The sequence below is a fragment of the Pseudomonas sp. NFACC02 genome (assembly GCF_900110765.1).
GTDB lineage: Bacteria > Pseudomonadota > Gammaproteobacteria > Pseudomonadales > Pseudomonadaceae > Aquipseudomonas.
The window spans coordinates 1-21,031 of the sequence record NZ_FOEO01000009.1 but is presented as its reverse complement, the minus strand read 5'-3'; the positions used below and the strand labels follow the sequence as shown (position 1 = coordinate 21,031).

General features: G+C 59.6%; 21 protein-coding genes. 17 read left to right on the top strand and 4 right to left on the bottom strand.

Features of this window, described 5'->3' with window-relative positions:
* Window positions 1–3 precede the first annotated feature (3 nt).
* From BMY73_RS10270 to BMY73_RS10210, 13 genes are all read left to right on the top strand, one after another.
* Window positions 4–366: an IacB protein gene (locus BMY73_RS10270; protein WP_092406883.1), complete on the top strand. Its 363-nt coding sequence runs from the start codon at window positions 4–6 to the stop codon at window positions 364–366.
* Between the two features lie 19 nt (window positions 367–385).
* Window positions 386–1,660 carry an aromatic ring-hydroxylating oxygenase subunit alpha gene (locus BMY73_RS10265; protein ID WP_062380622.1) on the top strand — a complete coding sequence of 425 codons (1,275 nt, stop codon included), beginning with the start codon at window positions 386–388 and terminating at the stop codon, window positions 1,658–1,660.
* Between the two features lie 15 nt (window positions 1,661–1,675).
* Window positions 1,676–2,152 (top strand): aromatic-ring-hydroxylating dioxygenase subunit beta, encoded by a 477-nt coding sequence (locus tag BMY73_RS10260; protein WP_092406881.1) that lies wholly within the window; start codon window positions 1,676–1,678, stop codon window positions 2,150–2,152.
* A gap of 11 nt (window positions 2,153–2,163) precedes the next feature.
* Complete coding sequence (locus BMY73_RS10255) at window positions 2,164–2,904, top strand: SDR family NAD(P)-dependent oxidoreductase (RefSeq protein ID WP_092406879.1); 741 nt, start codon at window positions 2,164–2,166, stop codon at window positions 2,902–2,904.
* A gap of 50 nt (window positions 2,905–2,954) precedes the next feature.
* Window positions 2,955–3,914: a PDR/VanB family oxidoreductase gene (locus tag BMY73_RS10250; protein ID WP_092406877.1), complete on the top strand. Its 960-nt coding sequence runs from the start codon at window positions 2,955–2,957 to the stop codon at window positions 3,912–3,914.
* 11 nt (window positions 3,915–3,925) lie between these two features.
* The gene (locus BMY73_RS10245) at window positions 3,926–4,423 is read left to right on the top strand and encodes a flavin reductase (protein ID WP_062380631.1); all 498 of its coding nucleotides are present in this window, start codon (window positions 3,926–3,928) and stop codon (window positions 4,421–4,423) included.
* Window positions 4,424–4,568: 145 nt separating this feature from the next.
* Window positions 4,569–5,075, top strand: coding sequence for a nuclear transport factor 2 family protein (locus BMY73_RS10240; protein WP_092406875.1), 507 nt, complete (start codon window positions 4,569–4,571; stop codon window positions 5,073–5,075).
* Window positions 5,072–6,190 (top strand): amidase, encoded by a 1,119-nt coding sequence (locus tag BMY73_RS10235; protein ID WP_092406873.1) that lies wholly within the window; start codon window positions 5,072–5,074, stop codon window positions 6,188–6,190. Before BMY73_RS10240 ends, BMY73_RS10235 begins: the two co-directional genes overlap by 4 nt.
* A gap of 21 nt (window positions 6,191–6,211) precedes the next feature.
* The gene (locus BMY73_RS10230) at window positions 6,212–7,486 is read left to right on the top strand and encodes an aromatic ring-hydroxylating oxygenase subunit alpha (RefSeq protein WP_092406871.1); all 1,275 of its coding nucleotides are present in this window, start codon (window positions 6,212–6,214) and stop codon (window positions 7,484–7,486) included.
* Window positions 7,487–7,502: 16 nt separating this feature from the next.
* Window positions 7,503–7,979: an aromatic-ring-hydroxylating dioxygenase subunit beta gene (locus BMY73_RS10225; RefSeq protein WP_092406869.1), complete on the top strand. Its 477-nt coding sequence runs from the start codon at window positions 7,503–7,505 to the stop codon at window positions 7,977–7,979.
* 20 nt (window positions 7,980–7,999) lie between these two features.
* Entirely contained in the window at window positions 8,000–8,956 is a 957-nt protein-coding gene (locus tag BMY73_RS10220) for a PDR/VanB family oxidoreductase (RefSeq protein ID WP_092406867.1), read from the top strand.
* 115 nt (window positions 8,957–9,071) lie between these two features.
* Window positions 9,072–10,319: an OprD family outer membrane porin gene (locus tag BMY73_RS10215; RefSeq protein ID WP_062380643.1), complete on the top strand. Its 1,248-nt coding sequence runs from the start codon at window positions 9,072–9,074 to the stop codon at window positions 10,317–10,319.
* Between the two features lie 27 nt (window positions 10,320–10,346).
* Window positions 10,347–11,651 (top strand): MFS transporter, encoded by a 1,305-nt coding sequence (locus tag BMY73_RS10210; RefSeq protein ID WP_256571165.1) that lies wholly within the window; start codon window positions 10,347–10,349, stop codon window positions 11,649–11,651.
* A 61-nt stretch (window positions 11,652–11,712) separates the two neighbouring features.
* Here the strand turns inward: BMY73_RS10210 and BMY73_RS10205 are convergent, their stop codons facing one another.
* The 4 genes from BMY73_RS10205 to BMY73_RS10190 all read right to left on the bottom strand — a co-directional run bounded on the left by BMY73_RS10205 (window position 11,713) and on the right by BMY73_RS10190 (window position 15,621).
* Window positions 11,713–12,651 carry a LysR family transcriptional regulator gene (locus BMY73_RS10205; RefSeq protein WP_238591850.1) on the bottom strand — a complete coding sequence of 313 codons (939 nt, stop codon included), beginning with the start codon at window positions 12,649–12,651 and terminating at the stop codon, window positions 11,713–11,715.
* A 535-nt stretch (window positions 12,652–13,186) separates the two neighbouring features.
* Entirely contained in the window at window positions 13,187–14,116 is a 930-nt protein-coding gene (gene catA, locus BMY73_RS10200) for a catechol 1,2-dioxygenase (RefSeq protein WP_062380646.1), read from the bottom strand.
* Between the two features lie 48 nt (window positions 14,117–14,164).
* The gene (gene catC / locus BMY73_RS10195; RefSeq protein WP_092406863.1) at window positions 14,165–14,455 is read right to left on the bottom strand and encodes a muconolactone Delta-isomerase; all 291 of its coding nucleotides are present in this window, start codon (window positions 14,453–14,455) and stop codon (window positions 14,165–14,167) included.
* 50 nt (window positions 14,456–14,505) lie between these two features.
* Window positions 14,506–15,621: a muconate/chloromuconate family cycloisomerase gene (locus BMY73_RS10190; protein ID WP_092406861.1), complete on the bottom strand. Its 1,116-nt coding sequence runs from the start codon at window positions 15,619–15,621 to the stop codon at window positions 14,506–14,508.
* Between the two features lie 133 nt (window positions 15,622–15,754).
* Between BMY73_RS10190 and BMY73_RS10185 the strand changes: the two genes are divergently transcribed.
* The 4 genes from BMY73_RS10185 (at window position 15,755) to BMY73_RS10170 (ending at window position 20,356) form a co-directional block, all read left to right on the top strand.
* Window positions 15,755–16,711, top strand: coding sequence for a LysR family transcriptional regulator (locus tag BMY73_RS10185; protein WP_305882046.1), 957 nt, complete (start codon window positions 15,755–15,757; stop codon window positions 16,709–16,711).
* A 131-nt stretch (window positions 16,712–16,842) separates the two neighbouring features.
* On the top strand, window positions 16,843–17,796 hold the full coding sequence (locus BMY73_RS10180; protein WP_092406859.1) for an NAD-dependent epimerase/dehydratase family protein: 954 nt from the start codon (window positions 16,843–16,845) through the stop codon (window positions 17,794–17,796).
* 116 nt (window positions 17,797–17,912) lie between these two features.
* Complete coding sequence (aroA, locus tag BMY73_RS10175; RefSeq protein ID WP_092406857.1) at window positions 17,913–19,178, top strand: 3-phosphoshikimate 1-carboxyvinyltransferase; 1,266 nt, start codon at window positions 17,913–17,915, stop codon at window positions 19,176–19,178.
* A gap of 269 nt (window positions 19,179–19,447) precedes the next feature.
* Window positions 19,448–20,356 carry a DUF2242 domain-containing protein gene (locus BMY73_RS10170; RefSeq protein ID WP_092406855.1) on the top strand — a complete coding sequence of 303 codons (909 nt, stop codon included), beginning with the start codon at window positions 19,448–19,450 and terminating at the stop codon, window positions 20,354–20,356.
* The last annotated feature ends 675 nt before the right edge of the window (window positions 20,357–21,031 follow it).

Here is a 21,031-nt window from a genome sequence, read left to right as displayed (position 1 = left end):
CGAATGAGCGATAAGAAGATCTTGCGCGTGCTGTTTTGCATGGGCATCAACCAGAATTTTTTCGATGCCCCGCGCGACGAACAATTGCAGGTGTGGGCAGCGTTCAGCGCAATGTGGAACGGCATCCACGACCTGGCCGGGGTCAAGGTGCTGGGCAATATGGATGACGACCAGAGCATGGTCGGGCCGTCCGATGGCTTCCCCTGGACCACCTACCTGCTGGCCGATGTGCCGGATGTCGAGACGGTGCATGCCGCCTGCAACCTGTTTCGCACAACGCAGGTGGGCGATGGCCCGTACAAGCTGTGGCGCTACACCAAGGTTGAAGCCCGGGTTGGGCGCGAACTGATTATTCAGCGTACTTGATGCCGACGAGGACACTTCCATGAGCAAGCTGATTCCCGCTGTAAACCTTGACGTCGACCCCGCCGACCTGGTGCAGGCCGACCGCGTCCACACCTCGATGTACACCGACCCGCAATTGTTCGACGCCGAGCTGGAAAAGATTTTCTACAGCACCTGGATCTGGGTCGCCCACGCAAGCGAGATCCCCGACAACGGCAGCTACAAGACCACCTATATCGGCAAGCAGCCGGTGATCGTGGTGCGTGACCGCAAGAAAGACGTGCATGTGCTGCTCAACCGCTGTCGCCACCGTGGCGCCACCGTGTGCGAACACAAGAAAGGCAAGACCAACAGCTTCGTCTGCCCCTATCACGGCTGGGGCTATGCGCTCGATGGCTCGCTGCGCGGCATTCCGCACCCGGAAAGCTACGGCGACTGCATCGACAAGGCCGAGCTGCCGCTGGTCAGCCTGCGCACCGAAAGCTATGCCGGCATGATTTTCGCCACCTTCAAGGACGACATCGAACCGCTGGAGGATTACCTCGGCCCGGCGAAGAAATGGATGGACCTGTTCATGAAGCAGGGCGCCGGTTATGGCATCAAGGTGCCGGGCGAGCACCGTTTCCGCTTCCCCGGCAACTGGAAGATCCAGCTGGAAAACACCACCGACGCCTACCACTTCCCGCTGGTACACAAGAGCTTTCTGTCATCGGTGGATGAGCAGACCCTTGAGCTGTTCGACTTCGTCAAGGGGCCCGGTTACGTCGAGGACTTGGGCAACGGCCACAGCGTGATGGTGATGATTCCCGACCTGATCGACCTTGAAGCCGACCTGGACAAGCCCATCCCCGAGCGCTTCGAAGGGCTGGCGGCCGAGCTGCGTGACGAAGGCATCGAAGAGCAGCAGGTGCGCCGGATCGTGCGTGCGGTCGGCGGCACTGGCTTCAATCTCAACCTGTTCCCCAACGTCGCCTGCTCGATGGCGTTCTTCCGGGTGCTGCAACCGATCTCGGTGACCGAGACCGAAATCCACCATTCGGTGATCACCATGGACGGCGGTCCGGCCGTGGCCAACCGTTATCGCCTGCGTCTGCATGAACACTTCCAGGGGCCGATGGGTTTCGGCACGCCGGACGATTCCGAAGCCTGGGAACGGGTACAGAAGGGCGCCAGCGCCGGTGAGGATCTGTGGATCATGCTCAACCGCGGCTTGCCCGGTGAGCAAGCCAGTGCAGACGGGCTGGTATCCGACGTGAGTGCCGAAACCGGTATGCGCGCCGCCTACCAGCAGTGGAAAAAGATGATGTCGGCCTGATCCCTGGAGAACCTTATGAACCTGCAATTACTGCAAGAAGTGACCGCTTTCATCTGGCAGGAAGGCGACATGCTCGACCACGGAGAGTACGACGGCTGGTTGAAGATGTGGACCGGGAAGGGCACCTACATCATTCCCATCAACCCCGAGGAAACCGATTTCGAGAACACCCTGAACTACGCCTACGACGACCATCATATGCGTGAACTGCGGGTGCAGCGCCTGACCGGCGGCGAATCGATCTCCACCAGCCCGCAACCGCGCACGGTGCGTACGCAGTCGCGGTTCCGCGTGTTGGCCGATGACGGCGTGCAGGTGACGGTGCGCTGCGCGCAGAACATCCGTGAGTTCCGCAAGGAAAGCCTGAAGTTCTACAGCGCCGACCTTACCTACCAACTGATCCGCAGCGAGGGGAGCTTCAAGATCCAGCGCAAAGTGGTCAGCCTGATCAACAGTGACGATGCCCTTGCCGGTATCGGCTACATCCTTTAAGGCGCGCTGACATGAGCCAGATCGCATTGGTAACGGGCGCGGGGCAGGGCCTTGGGCAGCATTTCTGCGCCAGCCTGCTGCGGGCCGGGTACGTGGTGGTCGTCACCGACGTCAACCTTGAAGCCGCAAAAGCCTGCGCCAGACAGTTGGACCCGTCCGGGGAGCAAACGCTTGCGCTGCAACTGGACGTCGGCAGCAAGGCCGATTTCGAAGCGGGGCTGGAACAGGTGCTGGCGCGTTTCGGCGCGCTGCACGTGGTGGTCAATAACGCGGCCGTGACCAGGACCACGCCGCTGATGGAGATCAGTCCCGAGGAGTTCGACGCCGTGGTGGGCCTGAACCTGCGTAGCGTGTTTCTCGGCTGTCAGGTGCTGGGCGCGTACATGGCTGAAGCGGGATACGGGCGCATCATCAACATGGCGTCCCTGGCGGGGCAGAACGGCGGCACCGCGACCGGCGCACATTACGCGGCGAGCAAGGGCGGCATCGTGACGCTGACCAAGATATTCGCCAAGGAATTTGCCGCACGCGGGGTGACGGTTAACGCCATTGCGCCAGGCCCTATCGAGTCGGCGGCCGTGCGAGCGGCGATTCCGGCCGAACGCCTGCCAGGCCTGTTGGCCAATATCCCGGTGCATCGTCTGGGCGATGCGGATTTTCTGGGTGACCTGATTGTGCAATTGGCACGGCCCGAAGCTTATTTCACCACTGGGGCGACCTGGGACGTGAATGGCGGCCTGTTGATGCGCTGACGGATAGCGGCTGTTACGGCGGCCTTTGCAAATTCCATGGAATAACGACCATGACTGAAGAACTGCTGGATGTAGTTGTGCGCAAGCGCCAACTGCAAGGGGACGGCGTTGTCGTCCTGGACCTGAGCCGTCGTGACGGCGCGCCCCTGCCGATGTTCGATGCCGGTGCGCACGTCGATATTCATATCGCTCCGGGGTTGGTGCGCCAGTACTCACTGTGCAGCGATCCTGCCGACCCGAGCCTGTATCGCCTGGGTGTCCTCAGGGACCCGGCCTCGCGGGGAGGTTCGGTGGGCGTGCATGAAACCCTGCTCGAAGGCCGCGAGTTGCAGATCAGCGTGCCGCGCAACCTGTTTCCACTGGCCGCCGGGGCGACGCGTTCCGTGTTGCTGGGTGGCGGCATCGGTGTCACGCCGATGATCGCCATGGCCTATGCGTTGCACGCGGCCGGCCAGACTTTCGAACTGCACTACTGCGGACGTGAGCGCGGTCGCAGTGCGTTTCTGGCGGAGCTGGCAAGCGCACCGTTCGCCGCGCACGTGTTCACTCACTTCGATGATGAGGGGACCGAACAGAAGCTCGACCTGCCCAAGGTGCTGGGCAAGGGCATGGCCGGTGTACACATGTATACCTGCGGTCCCGCGGGTTTCATGGATTGGGTCATTCAGGGCGCCCGCGACCAGGGCTACAGCGAGGCGCACATCCACAAGGAATATTTCCAGGCGGAAGTGGACAGCTCGGGTGGCAGCTTCGAAGTGGTTGCCGCACGCAGTGGCAAGACCGTTGAAGTGGCAGAAGGGCAGAGCATTCTCGCCGCGCTGGCACAGGTCGGAATCAAGATCGAGATTTCCTGCGAACAGGGTGTGTGCGGCACCTGCCTGTGCGATGTGCTCGAAGGTGAGCCGGATCATCGTGACGTGTACCTGACGGACGATGAGAAGGCCGGCAACGATCAAATTCTAGTGTGCTGTTCACGAGCCAAATCTAAAAAACTCGTACTGGATATCTAAGGGGAACGACCATGGTAGACGTAAGCAGCTTTCGCAATGCAATGGCCATGCTGGGCGGTGCCGTGTCGGTCATCACCACTGATGGCGTGGCGGGACGGTTCGGCTTTACCGCCTCGGCGGTGTGCAGCGTGACCGACTCACCGCCCACGCTGTTGGTGTGTATGAACCGTTCCTCCCACTCCAACGCGCATTTCAAGCGCAATGGCTCGATTTGCGTGAACACCTTGTGTGGTGATCATCAACAACTGTCCGGCGCCTTCGCCGACCGTACGTTGACGATGGATGAACGCTTCGCCGTGACCGAGTGGACCACGCTGGAAAGCGGTGCGCCGGTGATGCTCGATGCGCTGGTGAATTTCGATTGCCGTATCGCGCAGGTCCACGAAGTGGGATCCCACAGTATTTTCTACTGTGAGATCCAGACTATTCGCCAGAGCGGTGCTGATGAGGGGTTGGTGTATTTCAACCGGGCCTACCATCGTCTGGGACAAGCGTCGAAGGCCTGTTGAGCCTGCTGCGGCGCTTCACGCGGGGCAAGTGGAGATAAAGTTGTTGCGTAAAACGCAACATGTCCGTCAATCCCTGTGATTGTTGCCCTGTCTGCCTGACGCTAATTTCCTGTCATCGCTTTGAAACGTTGACAGGAGCCCACCCATGAACCCTCCCACTTCCGACATCACGGTGTTAGTCGAGCGCATTCGGGTGCTTGAGGCTGAGTCGGCGATTCGTCTTTTACTGAATCGGTATATGGCGTTGTGCGACGTTCCTGGCCCCGACGAGCGCGCCGATGCACTGGCTCAGCTGTTCTGTGACGACGCGGTATGGCAGGGACTTGGATCGGGATATGCCGCCAAGTTCGGGCGAAGGGTAGGGCGTGAGGCAATCGTTGCGATGCTGATGGGGTACCTACCGCCCAATCGTCATTTTCAGTTCAATGCGCATTTTCTTTCCGGCGAACAGATCACGGTTGACGGTCATCAGGCCAAGGGCCGCTGGTTGATGCAGCAAATCAGCCGCTATGACTCGGGCCAGGCCGAATTAATCGTTGCCGCACTCAACCTGGAGTTTATCCGGGAGGCAGGCGCCTGGCTCATCTCGTCTTTTACCACCGAACGCCTTGAGGCATGCAGTCTCGAGAATGTTCAGGGGGCGCAAGCATGAGCCCGCTGATCATCGAAGGCTGCCTGGGAGGTCAGGGACTGACCGTCGCCATCAAGGACACGCTGGATGTTGCAGGCTGGCCAACCCGCTGTGGCAGTCGCGCCTTTGAAACGGCGGCGCCGGCGCAGAAACACGCAACGGTCGTGCAGGCACTGCTCGACAGTGGTTGGCAGGTCATTGGCAAGACTGTTCTGCATGAGTTGGCCTTCGGCGTATCCGGCATCAACGAGTGGGCAGGGACGCCGATCAATCCGCAGGCACCCGAACGGATACCGGGTGGTTCTTCCAGCGGCTCGGCGGTAATTGTCGCTCAGGGTGCTGTGGATGTGGCGGTGGGTACTGACACAGGCGGCTCTGTGCGGATGCCCGCGGCCTGTTGCGGTGTGTTTGGACTCAAGCCGACCTTCAACCGTTTGAGCCGTGCAGGCGTGTATCCGGCATCCAGTTCTCTCGATTGCGTTGGCCCCATGGCTCGGGACCTGGACACGCTTGTGGCTGCCATGTCTGCAATGGACGGCACGTTCGTTGCGCAGAGCCCGCCTGAGCACGTGCGCGTTGGTCTGGTCGGCGTGGCCTGTGATCCAGCCATTGATACAGCCATACGTGATGCGATGACGCATCGAGGCTGGACGTGGGAACCCGTCTCGATGCCGCTTCTTGACCCGGCATTCGACGCTGCACTGACGGTCATCAATGCCGAAACCTGGGCGGCTTTCGGCCAATACACCGGCCAGGGCCTGTTGGGTGCGGACGTTGAAGCGCGTCTGCTGAAAGCAGCGACAACCGACACAGAAGCACTGCTTGCAGCAGATTCAATACGCCTGGCGTTCAGCCAGCAAGTCGACCAGTTGCTGGAACATTTCGACGCGCTTGTCCTGCCAGGTTTGCCGCGCCTGCCTCCGCTTTTGGCTGATGTGCGACAAGGCGAGTCGGTGATCGATCTGACCCGTTATCTGCGGCCATTCAACTTGAGCGGCCATCCGGCCCTCAGCGTGCCAATTGCTTATCCGGATTCTTCCATCAAAACCAGCTTGCAACTGATCGGGCGCAAGGGCGACGACGCACGGCTCTGCGCCATTGCGGCGGTCTCCCTGAATCACAACGCCGACGCTTGAAATCAATAACAGGACATTACCGTGACTAACCGTATTGACGCTGTGAACCTGGACGTCAGCCCTGCCGGGCTGGTCCAGTCCGACCGTGTTCACACCTCGCTGTACACCGACGCCAAGTTGTTCGACGCAGAACTGGACAAGATTTTCTACAGCACGTGGGTCTGGGTCGCGCATGTCAGCGAGATCCCCGAACCGGGCAGTTACAAAAGCACCTTTATTGGCAAACAGCCGGTGATCGTGGTGCGCGACCGCAAGAAACAGGTTCATGTGCACCTCAACCGCTGCCGCCATCGCGGCGCCACGGTGTGTGAACACAAGAAGGGCAAGACCAACAGTTTCGTGTGTCCCTACCACGGCTGGAGTTACGCCCTGGATGGCTCGTTGCGGGGTGTGCCACATCCGGAAAGCTATGGTGATTGCCTCGACAAGGCTGAATTGCCCCTCGTGAGCCTGCGTGTCGAAGAGTATGCCGGCATGTTATTCGCCACGTTCAAGGCCGATATCGAGCCGTTGGTGGACTTCCTTGGCCCGGCGAAAAAGTGGATGGACCTGTTCATGAAGCAGGGCGCGGGTTACCCGATCAAGGTTCCGGGCGAGCATCGTTTTCGTTTCCCTGGCAACTGGAAAATCCAGCTGGAAAACACCACCGACGCCTATCACTTTCCGCTGGTACACAAATCGTTTCTGTCATCGGTGGACGAAGAGACCCTGAAGCTCTTCGACTTTGTCACCGGGCCTGGCTATGTGGAAGACCTCGGCAATGGTCACAGCGTGATGGTGATGATCCCTGACCTTGTGGATCTTGAAGCCGATCTGGACAAACCCATCCCGGAACGCTTCGAAGGACTGGCCGCAGAGCTTCGTGACGAGGGTATCGAAGAGCAACAGGTGCGTCGCATCGTGCGTGCGGTGGGCGGTTCGGGTTTCAACCTCAACCTGTTTCCCAATGTTGCCTGCTCCATGGCGTTCTTTCGGGTACTGCAACCGATCTCGGTCACCGAAACCGAAATCCATCACTCGGTGATCACCATGGACGGTGGCCCGGCAGTCGCCAATCGCTATCGCCTGCGCCTGCATGAGCACTTCCAGGGCCCCATGGGTTTCGGTACGCCGGACGATTCCGAGGCCTGGGAGCGCGTACAGAAGGGGGCCAGCGCCGGAGAGGACCTGTGGATCATGCTCAACCGTGGTTTGCCAGGCGAAACCCCTACGCAAGACGGCTTGCGCAGCGATGTGAGTGCCGAGACCGGAATGCGCGCGGCCTACAAACAATGGCAAAAAATGATGTCGGCATAACCGGCGGAGGACTCTGATGAATCTGAAATTGCTGAACGAAGTCACCGCTTTCATCTGGCAGGAAGGCGACATGCTTGACCATGGCGAATTCGAAAACTGGTTGAGCCTCTGGTCTGGCAAGGGCACGTACGTCATCCCTATCGACCCAAAAGAACAGGATTTCGAAAACAGCCTGAATTACGCCTATGACGATCATCACATGCGGGAACTGCGCGTCCAGCGCCTGACCGGTGGTGAGTCGATTTCCACCAGCCCTCAGCCACGTACGGTGCGAACACTGTCGCGCTTTCGCGTGCTGTCCGAGCGTGGAGCAAACGTGACCGTGCGCTGCGCGCAAAACGTGCGCGAGTTTCGCAAGGAGTCACTCAAGCACTACAGCGCTGACATTGTTTACGAACTGGAGCGTGACGGTGACGGCTTCAAGATTCAGCGCAAGCTGATCCGTCTGATCAACGCCGACGATACCCTCGCGGGTATCGGTTACATCCTTTGATCATGGTCGGGAATGAACCGATGAAAGATGTCCTATTGAATGTCGTGGTGCGCAACGTTCACCAGCAGGGGGCTGGAGTGCTGGTGTTCGATTTATGTTCATCCGGCGGTGAGCGGTTACCGGTGTTCGAGGCCGGAGCGCACGTCGACGTGCATTTGCCCGGTGGATTGATCCGTCAGTATTCGCTGTGTGGCGATCCGGCCGATACCGGCCGCTATCGCTTGGGAGTGCTCAAAGACCCGGCTTCGCGTGGCGGTTCGCAAGCGGTGCATGCGACGCTGCGTGAAGGCACAACCCTGACGATCAGCGCACCCCGCAACTTGTTTCCACTCGCCCGTAACGCGCGGCACTCGCTATTGATCGGGGGTGGGATCGGCATCACGCCGATGATCGCCATGGCCTATGCCCTTCATGCTCGAAACGCTGAGTTTGAACTCCATTATTGCGGCCGCTCACTCAGCCACGCAGCCTTTCTGGAGGAGCTGGCTGCGGCGCCCTTTGCCCATCGAGTGACCACTCACTTCGACGATGAGCCGGCCAGCAAGCTGGACCTGATCAGTGTGCTCGGCACCACAGTCAATGACATTCATGTCTATACCTGCGGCCCGTCCGGCTTCATGGATTGGGTGATCGGTGGCGCCCGTGCGGCGGGCTACCCGGATGAGCAGATACATCGCGAATACTTTCAAGTCGAGGTCGACAACTCGGGCGAAGCCTTTGAAGTACACGCTGCCCGCAGTGGCAAGACCGTCCAGGTGCAGGCGGGGCAGAGCATCGTACAGGCCCTTGCCGAAACAGGTATCGAAATCGAAGTGTCCTGCGAACAGGGCGTGTGCGGAACCTGCCTGTGTGATGTGCTTGAAGGGCAGCCTGACCATCGCGATGTCTACCTGACCGAGGAGGAACGTTCGGCTAACGACCAGATGTTGTTGTGCTGTTCCAGGTCGCGCTCAAAGCGCCTGGTTCTGGATATCTGAAAAATAATAAATACAAAAAAGCTGACAGCAGCGGGCGTCAGATCCGCGCTGTTCATTCACTGCCATGTCTTTGGAATTCTGCTCCCAATCGTGGCTATTCAGAACGGATGTAACCATGTCAAAGCTGGCTTTGCCTGTGCATGCAATTCAGTACGCGGGTTTGTTGGGGTTCATGCTTCCGTGGGCGGCACATGCCGATCTGCTGGATGAGAGCCAACTGTCCCTGAACTTCAGAAACCTTTATTTAAACCGTAACTTCACAAACAGCGATGCACCCACCTCCCAGGTCGGGAACTGGTCTCAAGGATTCGATTTGCAATTCCGGTCCGGTTATACCGACAGCCCGCTGGCCATCGGTTTTGATGCCAACGCCCAATATGCAGTGCGACTGGACGCCACCGGCAATGACGGGTCATTACCCTTCAGCGTGCAAGACCAGAAGACGGCCAATGATTACAGCCGAGCCGGGGGAACGCTCAAGTTACGCTACTCGAAAACCGAACTGAAGATCGGCGATCAGAAACCTGATCTGCCGGTCGCTTCCAATGACCCCAGTCGTCAGCTCGATACCATCTATCAAGGTGCAGTGGTCAACAGTCGTGAAATCGACCGGTTGGAATTGACGGGTGGGCGCTTCTGGTCAAGTGTCACCCGGCAATCGTCCAATCATGAGCAGTTGTACAAGTACGGCTCCACCGATGATCTGGACAGTAAGGGGCTGGACTTCGGTGGCGCCACTTATTCCCTCACGCCAGCGCTTCGGGTCACTTACTTTTACGGAGTGCTCAACGATATTTACCAACAGCATTATGCCGGCCTGAAGCATTCGCTTGACCTGGGTGATGGCTACGTTCTGAAGACCGACCTGGGTTATTTCAACAATAGCGAAAATGGCAGCGCCCTGGCGGGCAATGTCGACAACCGATCTTACAGCGGCCTGCTGACCCTGCATAAAGGCGCACACATGGTGGGTGTCAGCTATCAACGCATGCTGGGTGAAACGGTGTTCCCCACGCTCAATGGCTACGTGCCGCAACCGTACCTGCCGAACTGGGCCGGACTGCCGTTTATCCGTCCGGACGAGCGTTCCTGGTCGGTGCGCTACGGCTATGACTTCGCGCCCCTTGGGTTACCCGGCCTGCGGCTGTTCACGCGTTACATCAAGGGCACCGATATCGATCGGGGTGAAGGATTGAGTCACGACCAGGAAAGCGAGCGCAATATTTTCCTTTCCTATGTGGTGCAGGACGGCCCACTGAAAAACCTGAGCTTTGATTTGAAGAATTTCAACATCAAGCAGAAGTACGGGAACAACTATGACGAATACCGTTTCGTCACTTCATACACCTGGAAAATCTGGTGAGCCGCCGGGCTCGGTCTGGAGAAGTAAATGAGTAATTTCAAGACAGGCGTTACCCATACACCCAGCTCTTCTACCATGCGCCGAATCGTTATCGCCTCAGTATTCGGCAACGCGCTGGAATGGTATGACTTCTTTCTGTACGGCACGGCCGCGGCGCTGATCTTTGGCCCTTTGTTCTTCCCGGCCGGCACGGACCCGGTACTCGGCACCATGGGAGCGTTCGCAGGTTTTGCGGTAGGGTTTTTCGCCAGGCCGCTGGGCGGGATCATCTTCGGCCATATCGGCGATAGAAACGGGCGCAAGAAAGCACTGGTCATGACCCTGAGCATCATGGGCGTCTCGACCTTCCTGATGGGGTTATTGCCAACCTTCGAACAAGCGGGTTATCTGGCGCCCGTCACACTGGTGTTGTTACGCATTGCCCAGGGGATTGCCTCTGGCGGAGAGTGGGGCGGTGGCGTGCTGATGATCAGCGAAAATGCGCCGGCCAATCGCGTCGGGTTCTACGCGGCCTGGAGTCAACTGGGTGTTTCCGGCGGTTTCGTACTCTCTGCGGCAGCGTTCTACCTGGTGCAGATGTTGCCGCATGAAGACTTCATGAGCTGGGGCTGGCGCCTGCCGTTCCTGGCCAGTGTCCTGGTCTTCGGCGTCGGTATCTATATTCGCCGTAACCTGCCGGAGAGCCGGGATTTCGAAGATGCCGCCGCGCAACGGGCGACGGTCAAACACCCACCGGCGATGGAAGTGCTGCGCAAACATCCCAAGGAGGTGTTCCAGGCCATGGGCCTGCGCATGGCGGAGAACAGCTGCGCCTATATCTTCCTTGCCTTTGTAATGGCTTACGCGAAACTCACCGGCTTGAACACCCAGACAGTCCTGGGCGGGGTGATGGTCGCGATGATCGTCGAGGCCTTTACCATTCTTTTTTGGGGCTGGCTGTCGGACATCATCGGTCGACGCACGGTCTACGCCATTGGCTCGATCAGCCTTGTATTGTTTGCGTTTCCGTTCTTCTGGCTGATCGACACCCACGTCAGTGGCTTTGTTTACGTGGCACTGCTGGTGGGTCTCGCGTTCTGCCACGGCGCGATGATCGGCACCCAGCCGGCGCTGATGGGCGAGCTGTTTCCGGCCCACGTGCGCTACTCCGGCATGGCGCTGGGGCATGAGATTGCGTCTATCTTTTCCGGCGGGCTCGCACCGTTGGCGGCGACAGCGTTGTTCGGCGCCTTCCACTCGGCATGGCCGGTTTCGGTGATGTTGATTGTGTTCGGCCTGATCACCACCGGCACGCTATTCAGCATCCGCCGCCAACCTGATCTACCGCGTTAAGGTCACCTGCCCACGAAGGCGGACGGCTAGATGCCCTCCGCCTTTTTTGTATGGGCAGGTCTCAGTCAGTCATGCTCAACTTGCTGATCGATCGCGCCAGATGGCGAATCAGTTCCTGGGTCACCGGCGGAAGTTTGCGTGACTGGCGGCGAATGATTTGAAGTTCAGTGCTGTTCATCTCCGGGCATTCCACTTCCAGTGCCACAAGCGTCCCGGCCTTGAGTTCCGGTTGGATCATGACCTCGGCCAGTAAGGTGCTGGCCATGTTCGCCTTGACGAAGTCGATGATCACCTGCAGCGAGTTTGCGGTGATCGTTGGCTCGATGACAAACGGCTTGCCTTTGCAGGATAAGGTGACGAGCTCACGCACCCGATAGCCTCGGCTGGGCAACACCAGTTCCATGCTCGACAGTTGTTCCAGTGTGATCGATTTCTGGCCGGCCAGTGGATGATCGGGATGGACGATAGCCCTTAGCGGCTGTTTGATGCCGAATTGGCGGCGCAAGCCGGGGTTGGGGTGCGGCGCGAACAGCACGCCGATCTGCGCCTGATCCTCCATCACCCGATGCTGGACCTCCAGGGTCGGCGCAATCAGGATCTCGGTGTGCAGGCCAGGGTAGGCGTTGAAAAAGCTCTGTAGCTTGCCGATCAACTGCGCGCCGAACAATCCCTCACCAACGGCCACGGTGGTTTTGCCGAGATGCTGCCCGCGCAATTCGTTCAGGCGGTTGATAAGTGCCTCATGTTGACCCGCCCGTGCACGATAGTAATCCACCGTGGCCATGCCAGCTTCTGTGAGACGGATACGGTGGGTGCCGGTCTCGATCAGATCGATGCTCAATTCTGACTGCAACAAACTGATTTGCCGGCTGACCGAAGAAGCGGCAATCCCAAGCTGGTCTGCGGCGGCGCGCATCGATCCTAGCTGATAGCTGAGAAAGAGGTATTTCAAGCGTTGATCCTGAAAGTCCAGGGACGTCGAAAATTTAGACAATTCCATAGTGGGAAACCTACGAACGGCACATCAGGCGAAAAAAGGAGTACGACTCATGGGGCGAACTCTCGGTATGGCTGGATTCAAGCAATTTACGCGCCGCTTCCTCACGACGAGATGACCATCGCGCGTGTACTGTCGGCGGGATCGGAATGACAGCTAAAGGTGTTGGGATACAGGTTCAGAAATCTGAACGTGTCGCGAATGCACGGCGTTCCCGCCTTATGAAATGCACAGGCAATCAGGTCAAGATCGTTGTGACGGGGCCGCGAGCGTGGAAAAAGTGTATCGCTCCAGCCTCCCCGAAATGCACCTGAGCGATAGCGTGCAGATCAGCGGGAATATCAGTAACACCGATCAGGATGCGCTGTTGTGCTACGCACTTGGCGATGTCTTGAACATGGCCAATGGCATCACACAACAGATGGAGGATACGACTGCTGCGAAAGCGCAGGATGGTCTGCGCTTTTCGCAGCTTTCGGCAGCGCCCACGTGGATGCGGTCTGCTGTGATGCGGGTTAGATCCAGTGCCTGGGGCAGCTCAGTCTTCCAGCGCGCGGACCCGTTCGTGGCGATGTTGCGCCTTCGGATCTGTGGCGGTTTGCAGGGTGAAGTCGAATTCGATTTCAGCGAAGCGGCCGCTGATACCCTTCGCCTGGGCTTTGGCCGGATCGTCGAAGAAGTTGATGTTGGCAATCAGTTCGTCGCGCGTTGCATAGGCGAAGTCATCGTGCAGGTACTTGTCCCCCGCGAGGTTGATCTGGGTCGTCAGGTGCCGATATCCAGGCGCAGAGATGAAGAAATGCACGTGAGCGGGACGTTGGCCATGGCGGCCCAGTTGATCGAGCAACTGCTGGGTCGGACCGTCCGGTGGGCAGCCGTAGCCTGACGGCACGATACTGCGGAAACGGTAACGGCCTTCGGCATCGGTCTCGATGCGACGACGCAGGTTGAACTCAGATTGCGAGGCGTCGAAGTACGAATAGGTGCCGCCTGTATTGGCATGCCAGACATCGACAATGGCGCCACTCAGCGGCTGGCCATCGGTGTCCAGCACCCGTCCTTGCATGAACAACACCGTGCCGTTGTCCGTACCATCATCCAGGCGCGCCTCATGCTTGCTCAACGGTGCGCCGGCCACATACAGCGGGCCTTCGATGGTCCGGGGTGTGCCGCCGACCAGGCCTGTTGCCTGATCTTCGGCGTCCATCAGCAGGTCCAGATAGTGTTCCAGACCCAGGCCGGCCACCAGCAGACCGGCTTCCTGACGGCTGCCCAGCTCATTGAAGTAGTTGACCGCCTTCCAGAATTCTTCAGGGCTGATCTGCAGGTCTTCGATGATCTTGATCGAGTCGGTCAACACCCGATGCACCACGGCTTTTACCCGCTGGTTGCCCCGGTCGTTATCGATACCACTGGCTTGTTCAAAGAACTGCTGCACCGGGGCCGTTTGCGCAATACGTACGCTCATGATTGTTTCCTCATCGTCTTGTTTTTATGGCAGTTGTACCGCGTAGCCTCAGCGGTCGTCTTTGTGTATCGAAGACGGGTGACGGCACAGCGCCGTGACTTCGATGTCCATGTACGGGTAAAGCGGCAGTTGCATCAGGGTGTCGTGCAGCGCCTGATTGTCGGCCACATCGAAGATGCTGACGTTGGCGTACAGTCCGGCGATGCGCCAGAGATGCCGCCAGGTGCCTTCGCGTTGAAGGCGTTGGGCCAGCTCTTTTTCGTCAGCCTTGAGTCGCGCCGCCTGATCGGCGGGCATGTCATGGGGCAGTTTTACGGTCATGCGTACTTGAAACAGCATGGTTCAACGCTCTCTTTTTTGATCCGTGGGCGGGTGCGGCTAGCAGATGTTCAGCCGCGCTGGAAGCGTTTCAGGCGCTCTTCATCCAGCGCAATCCCAAGGCCGGGCGCAGTGGGAATCATCAGCTGGAAATCTCGATAGATCAGCGGCTCGACCAGAATGTCGTGGGTCAGTAGCAAAGGACCGAACAACTCTGTGTGCCATTCAATGCGGCCCAGTGTGGCGAAGGCATGGGCCGATGCCAGCGTGCCGACACCGCCTTCGAGCATGGTCCCGCCGTACAGTGCGATCCCGGCGGCCTCGGCGATGGCGGCGGTGCGCAACACGGCACGCGGCCCGCCATTTTTGGCGATTTTAAGGGCAAACACAGGTGCGGCACCTGCCTTGGCCAAAGCGAAGCTGTCTTCCACGCTTTCAATCGCTTCGTCAGCCATGATGGGGACCGGGCTGCGTGCGCTGACCCGCGCTTGGGCCTCGCGATCCTGGCGTGGAATCGGTTGTTCAATCAGGTCAACGCCAGCGTCGCCGAGCATCTGACAGCCGCGAATCGCCGTGGCTTCGCTCCAGGCCTGATTCAGATCGACCCGCACGCTGGCCCGGTCACCCAGGGCGCGCTTGATCGCCGCCACATGGGCAATATCCTTGGCCGGTTCGCCAGCCCCGATTTTCAGCTTGAAAATCCGGTGGCGGCGTATATCAAGCATCCGCTCGGCTTCCTCGATGTCTTTTTCGGTGTGGCCGCTGGCCAGAGTCCAGGCGACCTCCAGGCCATCGCGAACTCGACCGCCGAGCAATTCGGCAATCGGTAAGCCCAGACGTTTGCCTTGCGCGTCCAGCAAGGCCGTCTCCACTGCCGATTTGGCAAAGGTGTTGCCACGTACCGCTTTCTCGATGCGCAACATGGCCGCGTTGAGGTTGCTCGCATCCTGGCCGATCAGCAGCGGTGCAATGTGGCTGTCAATATTGGTTTTGATGCTTTCCGGACTTTCATTGCCGTAGGACAGGCCGCCAATGGTTGTGGCCTCACCGAGCCCTTCGATGCCATCGCTGCAGCGCAGGCGCAAAATCACCAGCGTCTGGTTTTGCATGGTGTGCATCGCCAGCTTGTGAGGGCGGATGGTGGGCAAGTCAACGATGTAGGTATCGAGGCTGATGATGCTGATCATAGGCGGATCCTGATCGGGAAAGGCTGCGCAAGCCAATATCCCTTGGGTTTGTATTTATAGTGCTGAGAGATTGCATCGCGACAGGCTTGGGGTCCAATATTGAATGAGTCTGGTTTTATACCTGGGAGGTATCGTGGAACTGCGTCATTTGCGTTATTTTCGCGCGGTCGCGCAGACCCTCAATTTCACGCGTGCGGCGATGCAGTTGCACGTGGCCCAGCCGCCATTGAGTCGGCAGATTCAACAGTTGGAAGAAGAACTGGGCGTTGCGCTGCTTGAGCGCAGCCGGCCGTTGCGCCTGACCGACGCGGGCCGGTTTTTCTATGAGCACTCGGTGCAGTTGCTGGAGCAGTTGGAGCGGGTCTGCGATGACACCCGGCGTATTGCTCAGGGTCAACGACGCTGGTTGGGGATCGGGTTTGCCCCGTCAACGCTGTACGGTGCGCTGCCTGAAGTTATCCGACGCCTGCGCAGCGATGGCGGTATCGAGCTGGGTCTTTCGGAAATGGTCACGTTGCAGCAGGTCGAAGCCCTGAAAAGCGGGCGTATCGATATCGGTTTCGGGCGCATTCACATCGACGACGCCGCCGTGGTGCAAAAAGTGATACATCAGGATCCGCTGGTGGTGGCGCTGCCCGCCGGGCACCACTTGTTGGGCGCGGCGGTAAGCATGGAGCAGTTGGCCCTCGAACCCTTTGTGCTCTATCCCGGCAATATCCGCCCCAGCTATGCCGACCATGTGCTGCAACTATTCGCCCGGCATGACTTGAAGGTCCGCGTGGCGCAAATGACCAACGAACTGCAGACCGCCATCGGACTGGTGGCCGCGGGTATCGGCATTACCCTGGTGCCGGCTTCGGTGCAGCGTTTGCACCGTGACGATATTGGCTACTCGCCCTTGCTGGACCCTTTGGCGACCTCGCCGATCATCGTCAGTTATCGGGCTGGGGATGAGTCGGCGCTGCTGCAACAGTGCCTGACGTGGATCGCCGAACTGGCGGCATCGGCATCGGCATCGCTCGCCGCTGACGTTCAGGCGGAGGCATCTTTGAGGCACCGGCCCGTTGCGCATCAAACATCGGAGCTGTAGGAGCGGCCTGCACGTCGGAACGACTTTCATGTGTCAGGTCGCTTTTTTGTGCCTGCGAAAAACGGGCAGCCGTATCGCAACGCGTTCTGCGTTTATCATGCGCACCATTTAGGGATATCGAGTTTCGAACCATGCGGATTCTTGTTACGGGCGCAACCGGATTCATTGGCACCCGGTTGTGTGAGTTGCTAGTCGGCGAGAGGCATTCCGTGATCGGTCTGTCCAGGTCCGGAAAAGGAAGCGTCCCGGGTGTCGACTACCGTGCTGCCGACTTTACTGACGCGAGCGCGGTCGAGGATTGTCTCGCTTCCGTCGATTGCATCGTGCACCTCGCGGGCAGGGCGCATGTGCTGAACAAGCAGGGTGACGCTGCCGATCTATATCGGGCAGTGAATTGCGATGCGACCTTGCAGTTGGCGCGCATGGCGATGGCCGCGGGTGTCCGTCGCTTCGTGTTTATCAGTTCGATCGGGGTCAACGGCAACGAGTCCGGGGACGAGCGTTTCACCGAGACCTCTGTGCCGCGACCGGTCGCGCCTTACGCCCGCTCAAAACTGGAAGCCGAACAGGGGCTGCACGCGCTGGTCCAGTCAGGGGACATGGAACTGGTGGTTATTCGCCCGCCCCTGGTCTATGGCGCGCAAGCGCCCGGCAACTTCAGCACCTTGCTGAACGTGGTGGACAAGGGCATTCCCAGCCCGTTTGGCGCGGTACGCAATGCCCGGAGCATCGTGTCCGTCGATAACCTGGCACGCCTGATCTCATTGGCTTCACAACACCCTGACGCCGCCGGGCATCTCTTCCTCGCCAGCGACGGCACTGACGTTTCTACCCCGCAGATACTCAGTGCGCTTGCCCAAGGCATGCAGCAGCGACAATGGTCGATACCGGTTCCACCCGGACTGTTGGCCTGGTTGCTCAAACGGGTCGGCAAGCAGGATATGTCTACGCAGTTGTGCGGCTCGCTGATCATTGACGGCTCCAAGGCCAGAGAGATGCTGGGCTATCAGCCTGACCCCGATACGCTGCGATCCCTGAGAGAAGTTGGTCGGCAATACCGGGCGAATTCCAGAAAAACGGTATAGCGTCGGTCGAGCTTTTATCGGTGAGCACTCACTCGATACTGCAGAGTGCACGGATAAATGACATCATTGCCGGCTCGCTAAAGCGGCACTGACTTCGAATTTGGAGAGCTGGACCCATGGGCATGAACCAAACCATCACTGTGATTCCACCGGGTGTTCCGTTGACGGGGCATGTCGCGCCACCTGGCTCCAAGTCGATCACTAACCGTGCGTTGCTGCTGGCTGCGCTGGCCAAGGGCACCAGCCACCTGCGCGGCGCCCTGAAAAGCGACGATACCCGCCACATGTCCAATGCCCTGCGGCAGATGGGCGTCACCATCGAAGAACCGGACGACACCAGTTTCGTGGTGACCGGCAGTGGCCGTTTGCAGGTGCCTGAAGGGACGCTGTTCCTGGGTAACGCCGGCACGGCCGTGCGCTTTCTCACCGCCGCGGTGTGTACCGTCAACGGCAGCGTGACGCTGGATGGCGACCATTACATGCAGAAGCGTCCTGTCGGTCCGCTGCTGGAGTCTTTGCGCAAGGGCGGTCTGAACGCCGAGAGCGCCACGGGGTGTCCGCCGGTGATCATCCACGGCAGCGGGTCGATCAAGGCCTCGCGCTTTGAAATTGATGGCGGTCTGTCGAGTCAGTATGTCTCGGCATTGTTGATGGTGGCCGCCTGTGGCGATGCGCCCATTGAAGTGGCGCTGACTGGCAAGGAGATTGGCGCTCGCGGATACATCGACCTGACCATTGCCTGCATGCGCGCGTTCGGTGCCGAGGTGGAGGTTGTCGACGACGCGCTATGGCGTGTATCGCCAACCGGTTACACCGCTTGCGATTATCAGGTCGAGCCGGATGCTTCAGCCGCAACCTATCTGTGGGCGGCCGAAGCACTGACCGCAGGCAAGATCGATCTGGGGGTCGCTGCCGAGGCATTCACCCAGCCCGACGCCAAGGCAATGGACGTGATCGCACAGTTCCCGAACATGCCGGCGGTCATCAACGGCTCGCAGATGCAGGATGCGATCCCGACGTTGGCGGTGCTGGCCGCGTTCAATGAAACGCCGGTGCGTTTCGTCGATCTGGCTAACTTGCGGGTGAAGGAGTGCGACCGGGTTCAGGCCCTGCACGACGGTCTGAATCAGGTGCGCCCGGGCCTGGCGACAGTCGAAGGCGATGACTTGCTGGTAGCGTCGGATCCGGGGTTGGCCGGAACCGCCAGCAACGCGTTGATCGACACGCACTCAGACCACCGCATCGCCATGTGTTTTGCTCTGGCCGGGCTCAAAGTCTCGGGCGTGCGCATTCAGGACCCTGACTGCGTGGGCAAGACCTATCCGGGGTACTGGCGAGCCCTTGAATTCCTCGGCGTGCGGATGGAGCACGGCGAAATCTGAAGGCGGTTGCCTCGGGGCGGGCCTGAGAACGACGACCGTCAGTCGATTCTCATGCCCGCCGGACGTTTTTCCGTTTGTGCTGACAGGTGAGCCGGACGGCTGGGAAAACCTCCACGAAGCCCGTTGCAGGCTCTGTCGCGTGCTTATGCAAGTCTGGATGTATCCACCTGGTTGCAAACTCTGCGTTGATCCGATGCAAGGCTTGTTGCAGACTAACCGGCGATTTCTCCGGTCCACTGTTCTGTCGACCTTTTTCCCCGGGATGTTTGATGTCTAAATTACTGAGCTTTCGTACCGCGTGCTGGGTGGTTGCCCTGCTGGCCGCCGCAGGCTGCTCGTCAAAGAAGCAGGCTATCTACGAGCATGAAAACTTCGATGACGCCGGAACGTTTTCTCGCAGTTACCCGGTATCCGATGCCGCCAGTTGCGAGGCGGGCCGTCGTGCGCTGCTGAGTCAGGGCTACATCATCACCAGCAGCGATCCGAAGATCATCAGCGGCCACAAGAGCTTCCAGCAGACTGGCGAGACCCACATGGAGATCAGCTTCAATGTGGTCTGCGCGGCGGATGGCAGCTCGGACACCAAGGCCACCATGTTCGCCAACGCCCTTCAGGACCGTTATGCCCTGAAGAAGGTGAACAACTCGGCGAGCCTGGGCGTCGGTGTACTGGGTTCGGTGTCGATGCCGATTGGCTCGACGGACGACTCGATGGTCAAGGTCGCCAGCGAAACCGTTGCGTCCCCCAAGTTCTATGACCGTTTCTTCGCGCTGGTGGAAAACTTCCTGCCACCTGAAGTGAAGAAAGCCGCACACATTGAAGAAAAACCCAAGGCCGATATGGGCATGCCGGAACCTGCGCCTGCCGCGAAAGCGGCGGCGTTGACCGAGCAGAAGCCTGCCGCGGCGCCTGCTGTAACACCTTCTGCAGCGCCGGCCGCCGTGCCTGCACCGCTGGCCACTCCGTCTACCACGCCAGCGGCGGCTACCGAGCAGAGCAGTGAACCCATGCCGGCCCCCGCTGAGCCTGAACCGCTGAAGGCCGAAACCACCGCTCCCGTTGAAACACCTGTGCCTGCGTCGACACCTGCGCCTGCGCCGACATCGACACCTGCCCCTGCACAGGATCTGGCGCCTGCCAGCGAGCCAACGCCCGAGGCGGCGACCCCGGTGCAGTGACGTCCAGCGGGGCGATATCGCAAACGCCTCGTTCGACGACCCAGGCACCGAACCTGTAGGAGCGCGCTTGCTCTGGGCCGCACTCAGACGATCTGCCGGGAACCGGCAGCAAATCCGGTGCATGCGGAGTGTCAGGCACAACCGGGTCGTTTGGTTTTGCTGCCGCTGCGCGCCAGATCGCGGGCAAGCGCGCTCCTACGCCCGGTGGGCAGAAGCAAGACCGTGCCTGACCGAACCTGCCCTACAGGCAGAAGCAGTGTCTCGATAAACCCAGGATCGCGATCCGACGGTATGCCGTTGCTCTTGATTCTGGCTGGAGGCCGGAGCGCGCTTGCTCTGGGCCGCACTCGGACGATCTGCCGGGAACCGGCAGCAAACCCGGTGCATGCGGAGTGTCAGGCATAACCTGGTTGCCTGATTTTGCTGCCGCTGCGCGCCAGATCGCGGGACAAGCCACGCTCCTACAGTTAAGAATGCAGCGCGGACGATTGATGCATGCATCAAGAAAGCGACGAGCGTTAGCTCCAGCCCGCGCTGTTTATATGCGCGACAGTCCAGACACCACAAATCGCGACTTGGGTGCAGGCCAAACGCAGACGACGCGTAGTGGGTCGAGCGGCAGGGATGCCGCGAGAGCGCCGTCAGGGCATGGATGCCCGTTCGGCGCGGGCCCAC

Bases quoted from the DNA above. Each gene is read 5' to 3' on its own strand.
- catA (WP_062380646.1), bottom strand. From the start codon at position 14,116: ATGAGCGTACGTATTGCGCAAACGGCCCCGGTGCAGCAGTTCTTTGAA.
- BMY73_RS10250 (WP_092406877.1), top strand. From the start codon at position 2,955: ATGACTGAAGAACTGCTGGATGTAGTTGTGCGCAAGCGCCAACTGCAA.
- catC (WP_092406863.1), bottom strand. From the start codon at position 14,455: ATGCTGTTTCAAGTACGCATGACCGTAAAACTGCCCCATGACATGCCC.
- BMY73_RS10235 (WP_092406873.1), top strand. From the start codon at position 5,072: ATGAGCCCGCTGATCATCGAAGGCTGCCTGGGAGGTCAGGGACTGACC.
- BMY73_RS10245 (WP_062380631.1), top strand. From the start codon at position 3,926: ATGGTAGACGTAAGCAGCTTTCGCAATGCAATGGCCATGCTGGGCGGT.
- BMY73_RS10240 (WP_092406875.1), top strand. From the start codon at position 4,569: ATGAACCCTCCCACTTCCGACATCACGGTGTTAGTCGAGCGCATTCGG.
- aroA (WP_092406857.1), top strand. From the start codon at position 17,913: ATGGGCATGAACCAAACCATCACTGTGATTCCACCGGGTGTTCCGTTG.
- BMY73_RS10220 (WP_092406867.1), top strand. From the start codon at position 8,000: ATGAAAGATGTCCTATTGAATGTCGTGGTGCGCAACGTTCACCAGCAG.
- BMY73_RS10205 (WP_238591850.1), bottom strand. From the start codon at position 12,651: ATGGAATTGTCTAAATTTTCGACGTCCCTGGACTTTCAGGATCAACGC.
- BMY73_RS10260 (WP_092406881.1), top strand. From the start codon at position 1,676: ATGAACCTGCAATTACTGCAAGAAGTGACCGCTTTCATCTGGCAGGAA.
- BMY73_RS10225 (WP_092406869.1), top strand. From the start codon at position 7,503: ATGAATCTGAAATTGCTGAACGAAGTCACCGCTTTCATCTGGCAGGAA.
- BMY73_RS10170 (WP_092406855.1), top strand. From the start codon at position 19,448: ATGTCTAAATTACTGAGCTTTCGTACCGCGTGCTGGGTGGTTGCCCTG.
- BMY73_RS10210 (WP_256571165.1), top strand. From the start codon at position 10,347: ATGAGTAATTTCAAGACAGGCGTTACCCATACACCCAGCTCTTCTACC.
- BMY73_RS10180 (WP_092406859.1), top strand. From the start codon at position 16,843: ATGCGGATTCTTGTTACGGGCGCAACCGGATTCATTGGCACCCGGTTG.
- BMY73_RS10190 (WP_092406861.1), bottom strand. From the start codon at position 15,621: ATGATCAGCATCATCAGCCTCGATACCTACATCGTTGACTTGCCCACC.
- BMY73_RS10265 (WP_062380622.1), top strand. From the start codon at position 386: ATGAGCAAGCTGATTCCCGCTGTAAACCTTGACGTCGACCCCGCCGAC.
- BMY73_RS10270 (WP_092406883.1), top strand. From the start codon at position 4: ATGAGCGATAAGAAGATCTTGCGCGTGCTGTTTTGCATGGGCATCAAC.
- BMY73_RS10215 (WP_062380643.1), top strand. From the start codon at position 9,072: ATGTCAAAGCTGGCTTTGCCTGTGCATGCAATTCAGTACGCGGGTTTG.
- BMY73_RS10255 (WP_092406879.1), top strand. From the start codon at position 2,164: ATGAGCCAGATCGCATTGGTAACGGGCGCGGGGCAGGGCCTTGGGCAG.